Source organism: Paenibacillus sp. YYML68 (assembly GCF_027923405.1).
Taxonomy (GTDB): domain Bacteria; phylum Bacillota; class Bacilli; order Paenibacillales; family NBRC-103111; genus Paenibacillus_G.
In genome coordinates, this window is the sequence record NZ_BQYI01000001.1 from 4,450,240 (window position 1) to 4,471,067 (window position 20,828).

Below are 20,828 nucleotides of genomic sequence, written 5' to 3' on the forward strand. Positions count from 1 at the left end.
TCGCTCTCCTTCATTAGGTGTTAACCCTTAATTGAACCTGCAGACATCTGCATGAACGATTTATTAGCAAACATATAAACAACCAGAATTGGCAGAATGGATAAACATGCCCCCGCCAGCATCAAATGTGTCTGCTGCGCAGCCCCTAATGCACCGTACCTTAGGTTAGCCAGCCCTACGGTCAAAGGCTGAAGGTCCGGTTTACTCATCGTAAAGATTAGCGGTAAAATATATTCATTCCATCCATTTCTGAATACGAGCAGTCCGGCAACCCCTAACCCTGGTGCAAGCAATGGAAGAATGACTTGCCAATACAATCGGAAAAAACCGCAGCCGTCAATCATTGCGGCCTCATCAAGATCTTTGGGAATAGAACGGTAAAAACCAATAAGTATAAAAAATGTCGTAGCATGCCCAGCGATTATAATAAGTATGACACTTAGTAGAGACTTGTTTAAACCGATTGCATTCATCATATCGAATTGTGGCCGTAACACCACAGCCCCGATCGAAATAAATAAGGTCGTGGATTGAATGAATACATACCATCGCTTACCGGGAAATTCGATACGATCAACGGCATAACCCGCCAGAGAAGCAACAAAGAGCGTACCTACTGTTGCAGCGCATGAAATGAATAAACTATTCCAAGTAAATCGACTAAAGTTAGCACCATTCCAAGCTGCGACATAGTTGGACCATTGCCATGCTTCGGGCAGGAAGTTATCGCCGAGACTAATTTCAGCGTTACTTTTAAAAGAGCCTAAAATGGCCATAATAACTGGAAATACAGTGAATACAAGCATACAAAGCAAGAACACCCAAAGTAGAACAAAACCAATTGTCTTTTTGGCATGGATTCTAGCGACGCGTTCACGCGAAAGTGCAGCAGAGTGTACTGACATGGCGGCCCTCCCATTAATAGATCTTGCTCATTCTACGCGACAGCAGGAAGTACACCGCGGTTACCGCACCCACAATCAGTGCTGTAGCAAAGCCAACGGCACTTCCGTAACCAAAGTCCTGTTCGACGGAGGCTCCAGTAGATACAGGGAAAAATAGTCGGTATACGTATAAATACATCACTTCTGTCCTGCCGACAGGCCCACCTTCAGTTAACACCATAATGCTCTCATAGCCCTTTAGAGAAACGGTTATGGCCAACATCACAATCATTTGCATTACAGGTCCTAGCATTGGAATGGTGATAAAACGAAACTTCTGCCACTCACCTGCTCCATCGAGCGATGCACTTTCGTATAAGTCATTCGGAATACCTTGTAAGCCAGCAATAAACATCAACATATAGTTTCCAATAGCTCCCCAGGCAGCAATGAGAATAACGGTCAGCATCGCATACTTGGTTCCCAGCCAATCAATGGGTGTATCAGCAAGGTGCAGCTTAATCAGAAGTTTATTCAATATTCCGTTATATGAGTTGAAAATGACATAAAATACAATAGCCATCACGGATGAACTGATAATGGTAGGAAGAAAATAAACTGCTCTCAACAGTTGCCTGCCTTTTATTGCTCGATTTAAAATGACTGCGAGCATAAGAGATAACGGAAGCGTGAGTAGCAATTTACCACCTGCATAGAAAGCAGTGTTAATCACGGATTGCCAGTATAAGCCGTCATGCAGAAGCCTAGTGAAATTATCCAGTCCTATGAATACAGGTGTCCCATAACCTTTATAATCATAGAACATGTAACGAATAGCCCAAAAAATAGGGTATACGACAAGCACGATCGTTAGTAGAAAGCTGGGTAATGTGAACATATAAGCAACGCCGAGCTTACGTAGGTTACTCATGGGTATCCCTCCTTTTACGAAGCCGATTTATTTCACCAAGCCTCCCTGCAATTTTGCAGCATCAAAACTCGGGTTCTTGGGGTCTGTAATATCCCCACTGCTAATAGCCTTATCGAGAGCGGTGTTGTATCGATTATTTAAATCTTTTGCCACCTCATCCCAGTCGCCTCCTTCTAGGATATACCTCCAGAATGTATCCGCATATTTCAAGCCCGTTACTGTCAAGAGACTTGTGGGTGCCACAGGCCATGCAAGCGCATCGTATTTCGTTGGCATGAAGTAGTCAAGGCCGTAAATTTCGCTACTCGATTTGACTTTATTGGCGATACCCGGTGCAACCGGAACTCCTAAGCCTTGCTCGGCATACTTCACGAGGGAGTCCTCACTTTGAAGAAATTCAAAAAGTGTCCATGCTGCTTTCTTTTTCTCCGAGGAGCTGCTAATTGCAAGCCAATTTCCTCCTGTAGTTGCCACAGTACCTTGAATGCTGCCGTCAGCGGTTGGAACTGCGGATGCAGCCCATTTAATTTTTGTCGGGAACTGCGACTGATATACTCCTACTTCTGCAGAGTATGAGATATACATTCCAATTTTGCCAGCTGCAAATTGTGCGCGAAGTGGATCAATATCCAAAGACTCTACGCCTGGAAGCATGCTGCCGTCATCCTTCATTTGTTTATAAGCCTGCACAACATCTTTATACATACCAAAATTATATTTTCCTTGTTTAAAATCGTACCCATAAGATCCTAGACCCATCGCTTGTGCAACTCGTACCCCAGAACGTTCAAATGCACTATTCGGATTTTTAAAGTTCAATGCAAAGCCGTAAATACCGTCCTTTTTCCCGATCTCAGTAATCTTTTTGGCATATTCGGTCATTTCATTTAATGTTTTGGGCGGATTTGAGATTCCAGCTTTTTCAAAAAGCTCCTTATTGTAAACCAACCGGACCGTATAACCGAAGTTTGGAAGTGAATACAGCTTGCCTTTGTATGTGTTGACACCTTCCATCACAGATGATTCGTATTGTTGCTTCATCTCTGGAGTCATATATCCATCTAAAGGCTCAAAGTATCCCTTCTTGGCAAAATCAACAAAATATGCAGAGTTGGGAACAAAAATATCCGGGGCTTGACCGCTAGCCACAGCTACCTCGTAAGATTGTTTAAAGTTTTCCGACATGGAGACTAATTCAACTTCGATATTATCTTTATTGGATTTATTAAATTCATCTATCTTTTCCTTCATAAAATCCAAATCATGCCGATTGAAGGTCCAAAATAACAATTTCGTTTTCGGATGGATAGACGCTCCTGCGCCTTCCTCAGCCTGTTTGGTTCCCGTAGTACTACAAGCCGACATCGTTAATGCCATTAAGCTAATCAAACCGATAAGCCCTGCTTTTTTCATCATAATCATGTAACCTCCCTTAATATAATTGCCTACATGTCTATCATAGTATTTTTGAATGCAGTAGCGTGTGATGCCATTCCATGCACTAAGGGGGGAGAATCAACTCTACTCGCTAAGATTCGAGAGCGGTATTCGAATGCGGATCGATGTTCCACCGTCACTTGTAAAATGAATGCGGGCCATTTCGCCATAACACAGCTGGAGCCGCTGAAACACATTACGCAAAGCAAATGAACCATTCGTACTCTCCATGTATATACCAGCCTGAACTTGTTCAACATCTATACCACAGCCATTATCTCTAACTTCAAGACATAATTCTTGGTGTCCCCTTTCAACGCGAATATAAATATATCCACCTTTCTCCCTATTTTTAAAGCCATGTAGAATAGAATTTTCTACTAAAGGCTGAATGATGATTTTAGGAATCATCAGACTCAATAGACTGCGATCCTCTATATGGATTTCATAAGCAAATAACTCTTCATAGCAAAGAACTTGCAGGTTCAAATAATGCTCCACATGCTGAAGCTCCTTCTCGAGTGTTGTCCATTCCTGCCCATTATTAAGACCAAGCTTAAAAAGCTTTGAAAGTGACATGACCATTTGCATGACATCCTTTGTCCGCTGGGAACCAGCCTTCCAGTAGATTGTATTCAAAGTATTGTAAAGGAAGTGCGGATCAATTTGGGCCTGTAATGCTTTAATCTCGGCCCTTCGCTTTTCATTCTCTACATCCTTTATTTCTTGGATGAGCATCGATATTTGCTCTAGCATTTGATTGAACTGATTTCCTACTTGGCTGATCTCATCCCGATAGGGGCTTTTAAATCGAACATTCAGATCACTGTGAGACCCCGCCGCTCGCATGAGTCTTTGCAGCTTGATTAAAGGACCCGATAAATACTGTGCTAGCAAATTGGACAAGATCAAAGCTAAGACAGCACTTGCCAAAGTCGCGGTAATTACAATCCATTGAATATTTCTTAGCTCCTTTAATACCTCACTTCGCGGCTTGATACTGATCAGTGTCCAGTCTTTTATTACTTTGGAATGTTGAAAATTTATTAAGAGTTCATCACCATTATGTTGAACATCAAAGGAACCTGCTCCCAATTTTATTTTTTCTAAAATGGCTGAACTTTGCACCATATCCTTATACTGAAAATACGGCTGAGCCATGAGTAACTGACCATCAGGACCGATCCACGCAACTCCTTCGCGATAATCGATTGCATTCTCAAATAAGAAGTCCTGTAATTCGCTCTCACTAAAATTAGCAATAACATTAACATCCTGATGGGGGTCATCATTTGCAATACCTATGAGTACAAGGGAAATCACACGATCATGATCTGTGAAAAATGGATCTTCATGGCCTCCAATCCAGAATGATCGCTGTTCTTGCATCATTTTTCTATAAATATCACTACTTTTGTCCGTATCCTGTTGGACACGGACATTGTGGGTGGAATAAAATTCTCCGATGGGCGAAGTGACGAGTACAGAACGAATGAATGGTTCGATCAATCGCAGCTGCATGAATGGAACCTGGAGCGAGGAGTAATGCCTAAAATATGTCCCCTTCTCTCCATTCTCAGAAGCACGAGCCATCTCTTTAAATTCATTGCTAGTTAACAAAGTAGAAAGTGATACGCCAAAGTGTCTCAGTTTCTCATCGAAAGCCTGTGCTGATTTGTTAAGGGTATCCTGACTCAAGGTCATGGCCTTGACTTGCATAATTCTCGACGTCATATATAGGGTCATGGTGCCGGTTGCAAACACAGCCATCAGGATTAGACAGATGAATGCCATTCTGATTCGATTTTTGAAAGATATACTGTAAAAAATGGAGCTTATTCCAATATTCATCTCCCATTGATCGGATCGTACCCTAAAGTAGTTCGATATTCAGTTGGCGTCATTCCAGTTAACTTCTTGAACATATCGCTGAAATTACGGCGATCCTCATAGCCAAGGGTGGTAGCAACCTCTTGAATGGATTTACCTTCAATTAGAAATTGCTTGGCTTTTTCGAGTCTTAACCCGGAAACATACTGTGTAAAGCTCTGCCCTGTAACCTTTTTAAACAGACTTGCAAAATAGCTCCCACTAATAAAAACATAAGCTGCGCATTGACTAATTGTTAACTCTGTATTCCAGTTTTCGTTAATATAGGTAAGTGCACGATCAATTAATCGCTGTGCTTCTGTTTGATGTCTGCTGTTGATCATGCGACAGCCTTCAATGCAAATAAGTTGAATTTGCTGGAAGCTTTCTTCCATCGAACCCGTAGGTTTACTCTGCTGATCTCTCATTCGTCTTATAAGTGGCTCTAATGCTTCAACAGGGATTTTCTCCATCATTGATCGTAACAGGACGTTTGAGAGCTCGTACAGCACATGGACCTGATATTGGGGATGGGGAAGCAGCTTATTAGACAACAGTGCTTCGTACCATTGATCGAGAATGGTTAGTGCCAGTTCTTCATTTCCAAGCTGGATCGCGGAGACTATGGCCTTCTCTTCATCAGCAGGGTATTGGGGAAGGTTTTGCTCATAATTGGAAATATCACTATAACGAATTACACCGCCACCTGTATAAAAATGATAAGAAAGTGCAATGGCGGCTTGCTGGTAAGAATCGGTAAGCTGCTGTACACTGGTGGCTCTACCGCCAACACCTATAGATATGGCCCTTCTCGCAAATGTAATGATGTTATCATGGCAACCATCCGCTAATGCCTCCAGCATTTCATTATTTCTTGCATTGCATATGATAACAAATCTGTTGGTTGCTTCACGAATGATAACCCCCTTCGTAAAGCTTGATACCGTTTCTTCCAATATGTTATGAATCGAAAAATGAACAAGCTCCACTTCGTTCAAAGGTAGATGTTGGCTGTTCTCTAAAAAATGATTGACTTCCACAATCATGACGCCCAGATTCCATTTGTCTATATCTAATTGTAGGAAATCCCATCTTCGATTGATCTCAACCTTTGTGCTTTTATGTTGAAGCAAAAGTTTGAAGTACTCCTGACGCAATAACGGCATGCTTTCCCTTACTTTTACTTGCAATAAATTAACCTGTTGGTGTTGTTCCCGTTGCTTAAGTACTTCCTCTTTGGCCTTCAGAACGGCTTCTATAACTTCATCTGTTGAAAAGGGTTTTGAAATAAAATCGAACGCACCTAGCCGGACTGCTGTCTTTGCGTACTCAAAATCAGAATAGCCAGTCATAAAAATAATTTTGCAGACTGGGTGAAAGTCAAGCACCTCTCGAGCCATATCGATTCCATCTAACATCGACATTCGAATATCCGTCAATACGATATCTGGCTTCCAAGTCCTCGAGAGTTCCACTCCTTGCTCTCCGTTGAAGGAGTAATCTACAATTTGAATGTTATATGTTTCCCATGGAATTTGCTCAATCAATCCCTCTACAATACTTCTGATATCATCAATAATAATCATTGTTACTGAATTTTGCTGGGTGGCCGTCATGTCGTACCCCTCCAAAACTTGTGTCGTGTTAGTCATATCTTAAGGCGATAGCCTCCCCAGCAAAAAACAGCTGCCCGACTTTCTCCCCTTCTGATTCAAACGTTTTAGTTCGTCACAATTTTTAAATAAGACGTTTTCGCAGCACCTATTTCCTTCCCATACATTTGCGTGAATTGTCCTGAGAAGTCAATGACCGCGAAACTAGCGGTTTTGTCACCTGCGTACTGCGCTTGCACAAAAGAAGTAACATCCACTTCTACGTATTTCATGGTTCGGTCGGGAGTGAACCTTGCCAGCAGCGAGTTAACAGGAGGCTTATTCGAATAGGTAATTCCGGTCTCTGTCCAGCTATCGTTCCCGACCGAATAGATGCCTGTATCTCCGAACAGCGCTCCGCTGCCATCCGTTACGCCGATGTATATGCCCAGCTTCGCTGAGGTGACCGGTCTTGATAGGCTGCTCAAATCAAATTTCAAATAGCTTTGCCGATCCAAGTTGCCGCTTCCTCTTTTCGCCACAAGGGACGTATTGGCACCAAAGTTTGTGTCCTTATTCGTACCGCTTTGTACGTAAGCATCAGCGGACGGATAATACGTAGTGGATTCAGGCGTATACTGAATGTTTATATACGGCTTGTTCGAGCTTTCTTTGCTATTCATGATTGCATTAAGACCTAATTGCTCAATGACTGCGAAGCTAGCCAGCTTGTCTCCGGCATATTGTCCCTTTATATAATCGGTAATATCAAGCTCGACGTACTGGTAGGTGCGATTCGCTACGACATTTCCCAGTAACGCGTCTGTTGCAGGCTTGTTATTATACGTAATCGTGCCTTCTGTCCAGTCATCATAAGTGATAGAGTAGACATTAGCATTAGTCGTAACCGCGCTGCTCGTATCTGTTAATGCCATGTATAATCCTAACTTAGCTGAAGCTATCGGTCTTGATAGGCTGCTTAGATCGAATTTGATATAGTCCTGACGCGTATAACCGCTCGAGCCGGTCTTCAGTTCTAAGGTTGGCGAGGAGCCGTAGTTCGTACTTGCGTAAGTGCCGTCTCTTACAAACGCATCATCCGTCGGAGTCAACTGAGCATCCGGAGCCGCCTGCGGCACTGGAATATTTGGTAACGGTGCTGCGAATGTATGATTTTGCACCTTCAGCCCGCCATTGTTCGAGCTCTTTAGCAGCAGTTGCCCTAAGTTCGTAAGGCTGGACCCTGCCTTAAATGCATAATTGGCTGCAATTTGCGTTTCCGTCCCTGACGGAGGCGTCACATAAACATCGTAGGTTTGCGTAGCAAGATTGGCGACCATGCGAACATGATACGTCTGGTTAGGCGTATAAGCGACACTTGTTAACGATTGAAAAGAAAAATCGTTTTTAACATCGACCGTGCCTGAACCATTAAACCGAATCGCGATCGGCAAACTCGCTACGTCGCTGATTGTCTGGGTTGCCCCGGTATACCCTACCGTTTGGTCATCATTGGCTGAGCCTGGCGTAACATCGAATTGCGTGGTCAAGCTCGTCGCTTCGTTCCAGCCCAGATCGTAGACTGCTGAATAATCGGTGGCAGCAACCGCCGTACCGTTCACGATGATTTGCGATAGCTGCGGCGATTTAATGAGCGCATCATTGGAAAATTCGATTTTCAAATAATTCGTTCCCGCCGGAACAGGTTCAGCCGGAGTGAAATTTGCCCTGTACCAATCATTGTTGCCGCTCGTTCCTGTAGAAATCGGCGTATCGTGCGTGATTGGGATCTGTACGTAATTCAAGTTATCCGGGGATGCATATACCTTGACCTTGTTGTCAACAGAAGCGACGGCATATATTTTGGCAGAAAAATTGTTGATCCCGCCTACATGGTAGACCATGCTTTCCGGTGTATTCGTAGTTCGTTTCAATCGAACGAAGTCACCTTCGAAATAAGATGGGGTGCTCGAGTCTACCGCCCAGTTATTCGTAGTGGAATACACTTGACTCCAGTCCTCCGCATTGTCAACAATACCCAGCGATTGTAGTTTGACTGCAGCTGCACCAGAAGGAACGGGCATCACTGCGTTCGGATTCAGATTAAAGCGGGCTTTGAACGCTTTACCGGCGGCTCCGTTTACCAGCACGCTCAGCTTTATAGTCGGGCTTAGCTGCGTCACAGTAATGCCCGGATCGGCAGACATGATGTAACTGGCGCTCCGGTTCAGTTCAATATTAATAATACCCTTGTTCTCCTGGGTAGGATCGGAGACAGAGACTTCGATAGAGTCACCTGGAGCTTCCTTGGTCATAACCGACGCTTTTTTGTCGCTTGTTATGAGGTCAACCGTCTTTGTCATATCTTTCCAAAAGTTAACACCAACTATATTTAACGTTTTTTGCTTTACAGCTTGAGCATGAGATGAATTCTCCAGTATGGAAACGTCAGGATTGCTAGCATAATGGCTCACCTGCGTGCTTGTCATATTCGGCAAAATCACGTAAGCATAAGCGCCATTCGCCGGATTCCTGCCATGGTTCAACCACATCGTCATATAGTTGCTCGTGTAGTTATCCGTTGATCCATAGTTGTGATCGACTTCTTGGTACGATCCTGTCCTTGCTTCACGCAACATCGATACATTCGCCCCGCCAGGGAAGTAGTATCCAACATCCGAGTTTGCCACGTTCCCGGCACGGTGTATCCAATTCGTACCGCTCGCCGTATTGGACCAGCCTAATGTAGTCGGTTGAGCTGTACCGTTCACCGTCAACGCGTTATCTCCCAGATCATTCAGCCTATAGTTATCGACGATCGTCTCCACCGTCTTATTATCCGTTCCGTTGATATCTGATCCGAGCGCCACAATTTCATTGTCAAACATGAACCAGGATTTTTTGGCCATCAATGTTTGTCCGACCGGATGGAGCTGCATACCAGATATTCCGTATTTGCCTTCGATGTCCGTTCCACCGACCCAGCTTTGATCGCCCAATCCACTCGTGTAATCCGTTACCAATTCGATCTTTGCATATTGTGTTCCCGCAGGAATGCTTGATATCGATACGTTGGCCCGAAACCAGCCGTTTCCTGTAGATACAGGCGTATCTATCGTTTTCGATTGTTTGGACCATGTCTGACCATTTGCCGATGTATACAAATTAATTTTGTTCGTTACAGAGGGTGTATTATAATACACCTTTGCCTTGAAGACGGTCAAATTACTAAGATTATAGACTACCTCTTCCGTTGTGTTAACTTTACGCCGAATTCGAGAAGTGTCGCCTTCGAAATTGGCGGTAGTACCGCCGACAAATTGCCAGCTCGATGTATGCGAATAAGACAGGCTCCAATCGTTAAGCGGGTCCGTGATTGTGTCTTGCCCGTTTTGCACCGTGATTTGAGAAATTTGAGGCGTCAACGCGTCAATCTCATCGTCGCCATGGTTTACAGTCGTTCCCGGTAACCGATACATATCTACCGTTCCGAAATACGGGAGTGCATACTGTGTGAAATCGTCATTTAGTAGAGTCGTTCGGCCGTTAGCGGTATTCCAGCCTTTCAAATTATTGTAGTTGAGCGATTCGTAATTGGAAATGCGATTCGAGAACATACTGATCCCAAATCCAAAACCGGGACGGAGCAGAACAGACCGATCCATGCCATTAAACTGTTTATAAGAAGATATTGCGCCTCTCGACTGTACGTTAGAATCGTTTGCGATCGCTTTTAAGCTTGTGATAAGGTCGATCGGAATCTTCGAGTAATCCAAGGTCGGTCCTTCTTGTAGATAGTACTTCAAAATACCCTTGAGCCGTTCAACATCTGCTGGCCTCCCGTATTGCGTGAGGCGTGTAGCCGCAGTCATAAAGGAGTAGCCATCAAACGTTCTTGAGGGAAAAGAAATCGTTCTGCCGCCCAAATTATCGAACGACGTATTTTTATAGATTATGCTTTCGAATGAATGATATAGAAAATGGTACAGATTATTGCTTTCCGGATTAATGACCTGCCAGGAAGAATTGTTCAGAAGATAGAGCATTTGCGCCAAACCAATAATCGAAGTATTACCATAATTCAATGTGTACGCGTGGTAATCGTGCTGTACAAAGGAACCGTCTTCATAAAAGCCATTACCCTTCTTCACCATTCGAAAAAGTGGAATCAGCGCATCTTTGACGGAAGCCAGCTTGGAGCCGTCCTTCGCAAGAATGCCTTGCTTGAGCACAATCATGCTCTTATCGCTCAAATTCGCTCCTGTTGCAAGCTTCGTATTGCTCGGGGTACTCGTCTGATTCGTGGTCGGATTCGGGGTGAAATGACTGATAGCTGTCATATAGTTGCTGATTTGTGTGCTGGTCAAATCGTTGTACATCAAGCAAAGGGTGTCAACAATCGCGATTGGAGAAGCAATCTCCCAATCATACCAGTTGTTAGACGGGGAATAGGCTGCGAACGGAATCGTTTCGTTATACCAATTCGCATATAACCAATCCAACCCGCTGATAATGTCATCTCGAAGCGAGAGATTATGGTAAAGAGGCGATCCTACAACGCTATAAGCAAGAGCCATCTGCTGTAGCCTCGAAAAGCTTGAAGAAATATACTTGGTCGGATATTGGCTAGGCGCGTTCGGAAACAAGTATGTTCGATTCGCGTCCTTGTTGAGCGAATCCCAATTCGTTTGAGCCGTGGTAGCAATAGTGCTGATTTTCGCAGCGATATCGGAATCGGACGTATTCAACGCTGCCCCTCCTGTCAGCGAATCCAACCATTTAGCCCGAAGCGTATCGAATTCATCAGACGCAGACGAAGCCTGCACATCTACAGGCTGCACAATTCCGAGCATACCGAATACAAGCAGCAGACATAAACCAATGTTGACCCATCTTGGCAAACGTTTTTTAGTCATGTTACATCGCTCTCCCTTTGTTTATAATTGGACGAAATGACTTACAAGAGACTGTAATGTGAGCGGTTTCAAAATTGACTTTTAGTTAGACGCCGGTCCCTATGGGAATGGCGTCTGTCATAGCTCCTTCTATCCCTTCAATGCCCCAACCATGACGCCTTTAACAAAATATTTTTGCACGAACGGATATACACACAAGATCGGCGCAGTTGCAACAACGATCGTCGCATACTTAATCGTCTCCCCGATCTGGAACTGGTCCGCTGCGGACGAATTGGTTGCCATACTCTCAGTCGAGTTGGCGATTAAGATCTCCCGTAAGGTCAACTGCAGCGGATACAAGGAATGATTCTTCAAAAAGATCGAAGCGTAGAACCATCCGTTCCACTTATCCACGGCATAGTATAGAATCATTACTGCAATAACAGGCATGGATAGAGGCAATATAATCCTTGTTAAGATCACATAATGCCCAGCCCCGTCAATTTTGGCCGACTCTTCGAGACTTATCGGAATAGACTGAAACGCCGTCCGCATGATGATCAAGTTGAATGTGTTGACCGCGAATGGGATGATAACTGCCCACAGTGAATTGATCAGTCCTACACCTTTCACAACCAGATAGAACGGAATCAAGCCTCCGCTAAAAAACATCGTCACTACAATCAAGAGCATGAACATTGAATTCAACATGGCCTTCTGTCTTGACAACACATAAGCGCCAAGAATTGTAGCAATCATATTGACGATAACGCCAAAAAATAAAATGAACGCGGTATTTTTGTAGCCGGTCAAAATGCCCGGATTTTTAAATACGGCTTTGTACGCTTCCAGACTGAAGCCAAGCGGCTTGTAGAGCAAACCACTGTAGCTGACCAGCTGACCAGAATCGCTTATTGACGCAAACAAAACATACAACAGCGGGTAAAGGGTCACGATTGCCACCATGACAAGCAGCGTGTGTACAATAATATCGAACACCCAATCCAAAATACCGGAAGATTCTCTCATTTAATCTCCTCACCTACCATAAGCTATTGTTGCTCAGTTTTTTGCTAAGTTTGTTCGCCGCAACGAGCAACATCAAATTTACAACGGAGTTGAACAAGCCGACAGCAGCGCTGTAACTCCAACCGAAATCAAGCAAGCCTTTACGGTATACAAACGATGAAATAACATCCGCCGTTTCGTACGTACTTGAGTTGTACAACAGGATGATTTTTTCCCAACCGACGTTAATCAAATTCCCCATTTGTAAAATAAACATGATCGAGATGGTCGGAAAAATGCCCGGAAGCGTAATATACCACATTTGCTTAAAGCGGGAAGCACCATCAATTCGAGCCGCTTCATACTGTTCCATATCTATGCTCGAAAGCGCAGCAATGTAAATAATCGATTCCCAGCCAATTCTTTGCCATATCTCTGAAACTACATAGATAGGGCGAAATAGATCTGGGTCTTGTAGCATGGCGAGCCCATCGTACCCGAAATACGTGAATAATTGGTTTATAACACCGCCATTGTTCGTAAATTGCACGATCATCCCGCAAATGACGATGAGCGAAATAAAATGAGGCATATAAGAAAAGGTCTGCACGAAGCGCTTAAATACTTGATTTCGGACTTCATTGATAAAAAGAGCAAACAAGATAGGTGCAGGAAATCCAAAAATGAGCATGTAGAAACTAATGATGAGCGTGTTTTTCAAAATTCTCCAAAAATAGTAGGAACCGAAAAACTCCTTAAAATTCGCAAGGCCGACCCATTCACTGCCGGAAACGCCCTTCACCGGAGAGTACTCCTTGAAAGCAATCAAAGCACCGTACATCGGAGCGTAATGAAATACAGCATAGTAAGCGATAATTGGAAGCATCATCAGGTACAAATATTTGTTCAACGCAATATCTTTAAGCAATTGTCTCCAGTACGCGGGGGCGTCCTTTTGAACTTTCGCTGCAGATTTCATTGAGAGCGTCTTGGCCATATATCCCCCTCCTTCTACGATTATGACAGGGAGAGCTTTAGCTCTCCCCGAGCTTTTATGTCAGTAACTTTTATCGTTTGTTATAGCGTTCAAGCGCAGCCTTCTGAATTTCAATGGCTCGGTCAATTTTGAGCGATTTCATTTTGGACACGTACTGATCGAAACTGTCCACTGAATCGGTGCCGAGAATGAATTTAAGAATCATTTCATCAACCAGCGTATCTACATCAGCCATGATTTTGGCATATTCGCTGCTTTCTTCAGGAGTCGGTGTGATCGGCAGCAGCTTATGCTTTGCAACGTCCGTCTTCTGCCAAGCCTTAATGGCATCACGCTGAGTTTGCAGTGCATAATATTGTTCGACATAGCGCTTATCCTGTACGAACGGACCTTGAGTATTGCCGCGGATATACAAGGACATCGCTTGAGAAGGAGACAATTTATCAGGATTTTTCATCAACAAATCGGTGTAGCGAGGACTACCGTTTTCCATCTTGTAGCTGACGCCTTCCGTGCCAAAGTTGAAGAACATCCTTCCCTCTTCGCTATATCCGTAATCAAGCATTTTCACGGCGAGTTCGGCGTTTTTCGAAGTTGCCGATATCGCAACGGCACCGATCGGCGAGTATGCAAAGTCTTTTTGCCCGAATTGCGGCATGTCTCCTTTCTTCAGTACCGGATAAGGAGTCCCAATAAGAACGGCTTTCGGATCTTTCGCTTCTATGATTGGCTGCCAGCGACCGATACCTCCGCCTGCGTTACCCACGGTAGCGCCGGTAGCGCCATTGGCAAAGCTTGTATCCAGCGCTTTCGTATCCGCCGTAGCCACGTTTCGATCGATTAGACCTTCCGAATACCATTTGCGCATCGTCGCGAGGAAGTCTTTAAAGCCTGGTTCCATCGGACCGTACTTCACTTGACCGTTATCCATATAGAAGTCTTTGGTAACGCCCCAAGCACCGACGAAGTCGCCGTTCACCATATCGAATAGCGGACGCGGTTTGCTGACAAAGGTGATCGGAGCTGCTGCGCCTTTTTTATCCTTGAACGCCTTAAGCGTGATATACCAATCATCGATCGTCTCCGGAACTGGTAAGTTCAAATCATCGAGCCAGTCTTTACGGATGATCGGTCCGTGATACACGCTCAAAGAGTCATCACCCCGGATGAACGGGAATGCATAGTAGCTACCGCTGTCGGTCTTGAGCATTTTGTCTACATCTGGGTGATCCTCCAAGTACTTTTTCAAGTTCGGCGCGAGCTTATCGATCATGTCGTTGAGCTTCAAGATGTATCCGTCCTTGATCGCCTTCTCCGGACCGCCAGGGAACTTTGACCAATCTGTTTCTATCATATCCGGCAGATCCCCGGAGGCAATCAGAACGTTGAGCTGCTCCTTGGTCTGGCCATTCGGCACCGTGATGAAATCGAGCGGAACCCCAGTTTTCTTCTGCCATTCTTGATAGAATGGAACATCTTGTAGATCCGCTTTTTGTCCGACAAGGTTGCGGGTAAGTTCGGACCAATACGTGAGCTTTTTATCTGTCTTTATTGGGTACTGAGCAGGCCCGCTGCCCGAATCCTCCACTGGCGAAGCTATGGGTGTCACTTGGTTCGATGAACACGCTGCCAGCATACTGCTGCTTATCATAAGGGCAACAACACTTGAACTAACTATTTTTCTTCTTCTCATCTTCGAGACCTCCTTGATGTATCGGTTTTGTCCGGTAGTTAGCGAGATCGCTTCCGAACTCATGTCTGTATCCTAACGCAACGGCTTTGATTACAGCAATCGATTAAATGTCCATTCGCATCGACTATACTTCAAACCTACCATCCGCATTCCGATTTATCCGCGTGGTGTTGGCTACTGGCTGCACACATTGGTCGAAGGCTTTCATCATTGCGATAAGACTTTGAACGACTTCCGGATTGCGATCGGCGAGATTGTAGCATTCACCTGGATCGATATCCATATCGAACAATTGAGGCATTTCCTTGATACTACGGTCTTTCCCAATGCCACTGGCTACGTGCAGCTTCCACTTACCAGACCGAACCGCATTCAAGCTATCATTCACATAAAAATATAGCGCTTCATGCGGAGATGTTCCTTCACCAAGCAACAAAGGAAGTATCGGCTTCCCGTCAACTCTTTCCTCATCAACTGTACCGCCGGCTAATTCGACAAACGTAGGCAAAAGATCCATCAAGCTCGCCACTTCCTCACATACCGTGCCTTCTGGAATTACGGATTTCCATTGAGCGACAAAAGGCATCCGGACCCCGCCTTCATAAACTTCAAATTTACGGCCGCGTAAGCCGGCACAGCTACCTTCATACCAAGGTCCGTTATCACTGGATACGATGAAAATTGTATTTTCCTCAAGACCATTCGCACGCAGCGCATTGAGGATCTCGCCCAGGTAGAAATCGATACATTCGAGCGTATCTCCATATGTCCCCCCCGCTGATTTCCCGCGAAACGCCTCAGGTACGTGTAACGGAATATGCGGCATCGTATGAGCCAAATAGCAGAAGAACGGCTGATCCTTGTTCGCCTCAATAAACTGAATCGCTTCCCTCGTATATTTTTCAGTCACAGTCGATTGATCGACCTCTTCCTCTTCCACTTCTTCATTCCGATACATGTACAAAGGCAACATATCATTGCTATATAAAAGTCCGTAAAATTCATCAAAGCCGTGTCGAGTTGGATAATGCTCCGGCTGACTGCCTAAATGCCATTTACCGATACATTTGCTGACATACCCCGAATCCTTTAAATAACCGGCGATCGTCTTATCCTCGCTGGAAATTCCACATGTATCCTCCGGCCACAATACTCTTGGAATGCCAGCTTTTTGCGGATACCGACCAGTAAGAAGCCCGCATCTAGAGGGACTACACGTTGGAGCAGCAGCATACATCTGGGTGAACCTGACACCGCTCGAAGCAATCCCATCCATGACTGGCGTACGTATGATAGTATTACCATAGCAGCCTATATCGCCATATCCCATATCATCCATATAAACAAGTACAATATTCGGCTTGCTCCCAATACGCTTGCCTTGAGTCGTCATCTACATCTTCTCCTTACCAGAAAGTATCTCGTACGCCGCGAAGTTTACAAATCGCCTCAACGAAGAAGAAATCTCCGTAAATCATCGGAACATTGATATGAATATTTCTAGGATAATTGGCCGTTCCCATTCTAAGAATCGCTTCCTCGTTCGGATCATCCAAAGCCGTGTACCGTTCATTCAGCCTGTGAAGCAGCTTCTCTGCTGCGCTCCGATATAGAGCAGCCTCGCACTCCGATACGAGTAGACTCAGCTCCAGCATTCCGCTAGCCGCACAAGCCGTTGCGCTGGAATCCATGCCCATCCCTTCTTGCCAAGGAGCCCGGAAATCATATGGAGGCAGACCATCCTCGGGTACATTCGCAAGAAAGAAGTGCGCCGCACGCTTGGCAGCGTCTACGTATCGAACATCCCCCGTGTAGCGAGCGCTGAGCGCCATGCCGTATATCGTCCAAGCCGTACCGCGAGACCATGCGGAATCCGGCGAATAGCCTTGCCCGCCAAGCGCCTCTCGTCTCTCACCCGTTTCGGGATCGAAGCACACAATATGATGCGAAGACCCATCCGGACGCAGAAATTCACGTAGTGTTGTATTCGCGTGCATAGCGGCAACATGGCGGAAGCGTGGATCGCCCGATTCTTGGCTAGCCCAATATAATAACGGCAAATTCATCATGCAATCGATAATCGCCCAGCCCACCCGTTCCGGATGGTTCCAAGCTCGAATGAATTGGCCCATAGCGTTATACCGCCCTACCAGATGGCTGGCCGCTGTCATAGCTCTCCGCTTAGAAAGCTCGCTCCCCAGCAGCTTGTACTGCGCTACAGAAGACAAGCTCCACATAAACCCTACGTCATGATGCAACGGGTAATAGTCGGACAGAACGCAGTCCATTCCGGCTTCCGCTTGAGCGGCAGCTTCTTTCAGCCCCTCCTCATTAGTCTCGCGATAAACGAGCCACAATAAGCCAGGCCAGAACCCATTCGTCCACCAGTCCGCTTCCTCGCGGTTGTATTTGCCCTCACAAGAGATGTAGGGGAACTCCGACCCGATCGACTTACACATTACTTCAACCTTGTTGATAATTTTAGTCCATACTTCGTCTGTCCATCCAGCTGCATTAGACATTATCATCGTCTCCTTAACCATCGTCTCACGTCTGTATCCTAACGCAGCGGCTTGACTTCCAGCAATCGATAAAACATCCACTCGTATCGACTATAATGTTTAGTGCTATCAACAAAATTTATATCGATCAACAATTTGTCCAAAATAAAAAACCGTTTCGTATTATCATGCTTGAAATACGAAACGGCTGCATTTATTTCTCCTCTTGAAGGTCCTTGAATTTCCCTGGCGTAATCCCTTCATATTTCTTAAACGTTCGGATAAACACGTTTACATCATTGAATCCGACACATCCGGTTACTTCGCTTACTTGCAAGCTACGTTCCCCGATCAGCTGCTTCGCTTTCTCCACACGACGTTTATTGATGTAATCCAACAAGCCTTCACCGGTTTGATCCTTGAACATTTTGGACAAGTATGTCGGCTTCATTCCAAAATGCTGACCTAGCATGGAGATATTCAAGTTTGAATCCGTATAATTGTCATGGATGAAATCTATGACTTGGGCGACCAAATGATTAACCTCTTGATCCCTCGACGCTTGAAGGTTTTGCTGCCGCCGCAAAGATGTATACTCGCACACCGTCTTGACGAATTCCGTCATCTTTTCCTGCATGTCTTCAATCGTTCGGCATGCGGTAAGCTGCTCGATCCGCTTGGGATTCTGGACAAGAAAGCTGTCCTGCACACTGCCAATTTCACTAACCGCCTTGATGATCGTACTGACCAAATTCAGCATGAGACATCTTGCATACGCGACGGAAACGGATGCACCGTTGAAGTTATCCGCAATAATGCTGTCCAGCAAATTTTTCGATTTTTCGTAGTCGCCAATTTTTAAGCTATTGATTAACTGTTGCTCTACTTGGAGAGGGTATGAATAACTGACTTCATTCTTTTCGCTAGTCAACTCGGCAATTTCGTCATAGCTCAAAACATCTTTACTGCCCATCACTAGCTTATACTCCATCGCATCAAGCGCCTGCTGATACGCTTGCGAGATTCCGGCGGTGGTTCGATGAAGACCACTGATGGAAACCGTCAGCCGGACGCGATAGTGCGACGTCAAGAATCGTTGCGCTTCCTCGGCTATACGGCGCAGCTCTCCCAAGCGCGACTCCTTATTGAATGCCCTGAAATTGATTAGACAGGCAAGCGCTTCATCGATTTCGGCAACGTAACCAACATGTTGCTGGTTAGCAAGCTCCTCGATCACATTCGTTATAATAAACTGCAGTAATTTGCGTTTGTACGAATCATCTGTTCCGCTGATCGCCTCATAGAATGGTTCAGTAGACTCCAAATAGACGAGGATGACTGCAAAATCGTCAGAATGAAAATTCATATGAAACGTTGCAAGCGATTCGTCTATCGGAATTTGACTATCAATCCGCCCTTTCAATAACCGCCCGATGAAGTTCGAACGGAGAATATGGCGCTGCTGCTCCATTTGGATGACAATACTATCCATTTTGTGCAACGTATCGTCCACGGCCTGTTGTATGAATTGAAATTCGTTGCTGTCTTTTCCAATGCCATGCTCTCCTGTGACCGAAAAAGCTTGTACGAGCCGACGAACCGGGGTGTAATTTCGACGCAGGAAGAAGACGGCGAGCAGGAGACCTGCCAGCAAGCTGATGATGGTACTTGTAATCGTGAGCGTTCGAATAAGCTCTGCTTTTTGCCAATATAAGCTTGTAGGAATGAAGGAAACATAGGTAAGTCCGGATTTAGCCGACTTTTGATACAGAATTTCATAGCTCTCCTGACCAATCGTATAGTAAGACATACCGGATGTTCCTTGGATAAAATCCTTAGGCAACTGATCCATCAACGAGTCCTCGGCATTCGATACAAGCACATGATTTTGATCGTTCAAAATAATGACGTGACCATTATTAAATAGCTCGACATTCTCAATGACGCCTAGTATGCGCGACTGATCGATCATGGTTACACTGGTAGCCGGAGGCGGACCGTTATCGTTAAGTATGGAATTATACGAGTTGATGTAGGCAACCGTTTTCTGGAGCTTGTTGTTCCGGTCTATACGCACCATTGGCACGAAGCCTTTGAATTGGGGTTGACTCATAAGTTCGATCCACTGTTGATAAGTATAGGCGTTGCTGGTTCCATGAATCAGCTGGAACCCGTCTAGTCCGTAACGGATCGTTTCCGGATACAGGACGGTATTGTCTTTTTGCAAATAAATGTATGACATGTCCACGACCGAGTAGGCACTTTGATATTGCTTCAAATCTTTTGTGATTTGATAAGAATCGTAGTAATATTCTTCGGGTATGGAAGCGGTGTATTTGTTGGAAAAAAGCAACTCCCCCACTTTGACGTTCCAAATAAGCTCATAGGTCAGCCGTTTCATCGAATCAAAGTAATTATCCATCGTTTCGCGGACTTGACTGAGCAAGGCGTTATTGGCTTGGTGGATTTCATTTTTGAGCGTATTGTTTGAAATATTATAAATAAAAATGCTAATAATCATGGGCAACAGCATAACTGCCAAATATGAAAACAACCACGTTAAGATGACACTGCGGCGACGATCAACGATTCGTTTTAGCAAAAAGCATCCCCCCGGCCATTAAAGCGGTTACATTTATACATCTTACCACAAAAAAAAGTTTAACTCACAGTGGTGTAAATTTCTATTAAGAAGGACTTCGCCCTGTGGTCCGTCTCCTCAGTATGATTATCAAGTTTTGCTATTACTGGACAGTGAAAAATTCTCAATCTGGGTTACACCCCGAAAAATATTACAGCTTCACTTGAATGGAATATTTTTCCGTAAAATAACTTATTAATGAGAGCTTTTCACTGTCCAGCTCCTTTTTCCGTTCTAATAAAAATACTCCCGGCTTGCTGAGCCCAAGAGCAAATATGGGATCAATCGATTCTTGCGCTCCCGAATACGTCCAAGGTATCCCAGCCTCGCGCGAAGGAGCCTTGGACGTACTCTCATCCTACCTATAGGCATCGTGC

12 protein-coding genes are annotated in these 20,828 nt (G+C 44.9%); all 12 read right to left on the reverse strand.

The features are described 5' to 3' along the window. Positions 1–20: 20 nt before the first annotated feature. Positions 21–806, reverse strand: a complete 786-nt coding sequence (locus tag PAE68_RS19935; protein ID WP_281891161.1) for a carbohydrate ABC transporter permease — start codon at positions 804–806, stop codon at positions 21–23. 112 nt (positions 807–918) lie between these two features. Then, a complete protein-coding gene (locus PAE68_RS19940) occupies positions 919–1,815 on the reverse strand; it encodes a carbohydrate ABC transporter permease (RefSeq protein WP_281889883.1) in 897 nt (298 codons plus the stop codon). Positions 1,816–1,842: 27 nt separating this feature from the next. Continuing rightward, positions 1,843–3,231, reverse strand: a complete 1,389-nt coding sequence (locus tag PAE68_RS19945) for an ABC transporter substrate-binding protein (RefSeq protein ID WP_281889884.1) — start codon at positions 3,229–3,231, stop codon at positions 1,843–1,845. 105 nt (positions 3,232–3,336) lie between these two features. Further along, the gene (locus tag PAE68_RS19950) at positions 3,337–4,971 is read right to left on the reverse strand and encodes a cache domain-containing sensor histidine kinase (protein WP_281889886.1); all 1,635 of its coding nucleotides are present in this window, start codon (positions 4,969–4,971) and stop codon (positions 3,337–3,339) included. 128 nt (positions 4,972–5,099) lie between these two features. Beyond that, positions 5,100–6,737: a helix-turn-helix domain-containing protein gene (locus PAE68_RS19955; RefSeq protein ID WP_281889888.1), complete on the reverse strand. Its 1,638-nt coding sequence runs from the start codon at positions 6,735–6,737 to the stop codon at positions 5,100–5,102. A gap of 104 nt (positions 6,738–6,841) precedes the next feature. Then, on the reverse strand, positions 6,842–11,629 hold the full coding sequence (locus tag PAE68_RS19960) for a CBM96 family carbohydrate-binding protein (protein WP_281889891.1): 4,788 nt from the start codon (positions 11,627–11,629) through the stop codon (positions 6,842–6,844). Between the two features lie 129 nt (positions 11,630–11,758). Next, positions 11,759–12,640, reverse strand: coding sequence for a carbohydrate ABC transporter permease (locus tag PAE68_RS19965; protein WP_281889893.1), 882 nt, complete (start codon positions 12,638–12,640; stop codon positions 11,759–11,761). Between the two features lie 13 nt (positions 12,641–12,653). Next, entirely contained in the window at positions 12,654–13,598 is a 945-nt protein-coding gene (locus PAE68_RS19970; protein ID WP_281891162.1) for an ABC transporter permease, read from the reverse strand. 88 nt (positions 13,599–13,686) lie between these two features. Beyond that, a complete protein-coding gene (locus PAE68_RS19975; RefSeq protein ID WP_281889894.1) occupies positions 13,687–15,309 on the reverse strand; it encodes an extracellular solute-binding protein in 1,623 nt (540 codons plus the stop codon). Between the two features lie 124 nt (positions 15,310–15,433). Further along, on the reverse strand, positions 15,434–16,702 hold the full coding sequence (locus PAE68_RS19980; RefSeq protein ID WP_281889897.1) for a sulfatase family protein: 1,269 nt from the start codon (positions 16,700–16,702) through the stop codon (positions 15,434–15,436). 13 nt (positions 16,703–16,715) lie between these two features. Beyond that, positions 16,716–17,831: a glycoside hydrolase family 88 protein gene (locus PAE68_RS19985; RefSeq protein WP_281889898.1), complete on the reverse strand. Its 1,116-nt coding sequence runs from the start codon at positions 17,829–17,831 to the stop codon at positions 16,716–16,718. A gap of 193 nt (positions 17,832–18,024) precedes the next feature. Further along, the gene (locus tag PAE68_RS19990; RefSeq protein WP_281889900.1) at positions 18,025–20,412 is read right to left on the reverse strand and encodes a helix-turn-helix domain-containing protein; all 2,388 of its coding nucleotides are present in this window, start codon (positions 20,410–20,412) and stop codon (positions 18,025–18,027) included. Positions 20,413–20,828 lie beyond the last annotated feature (416 nt).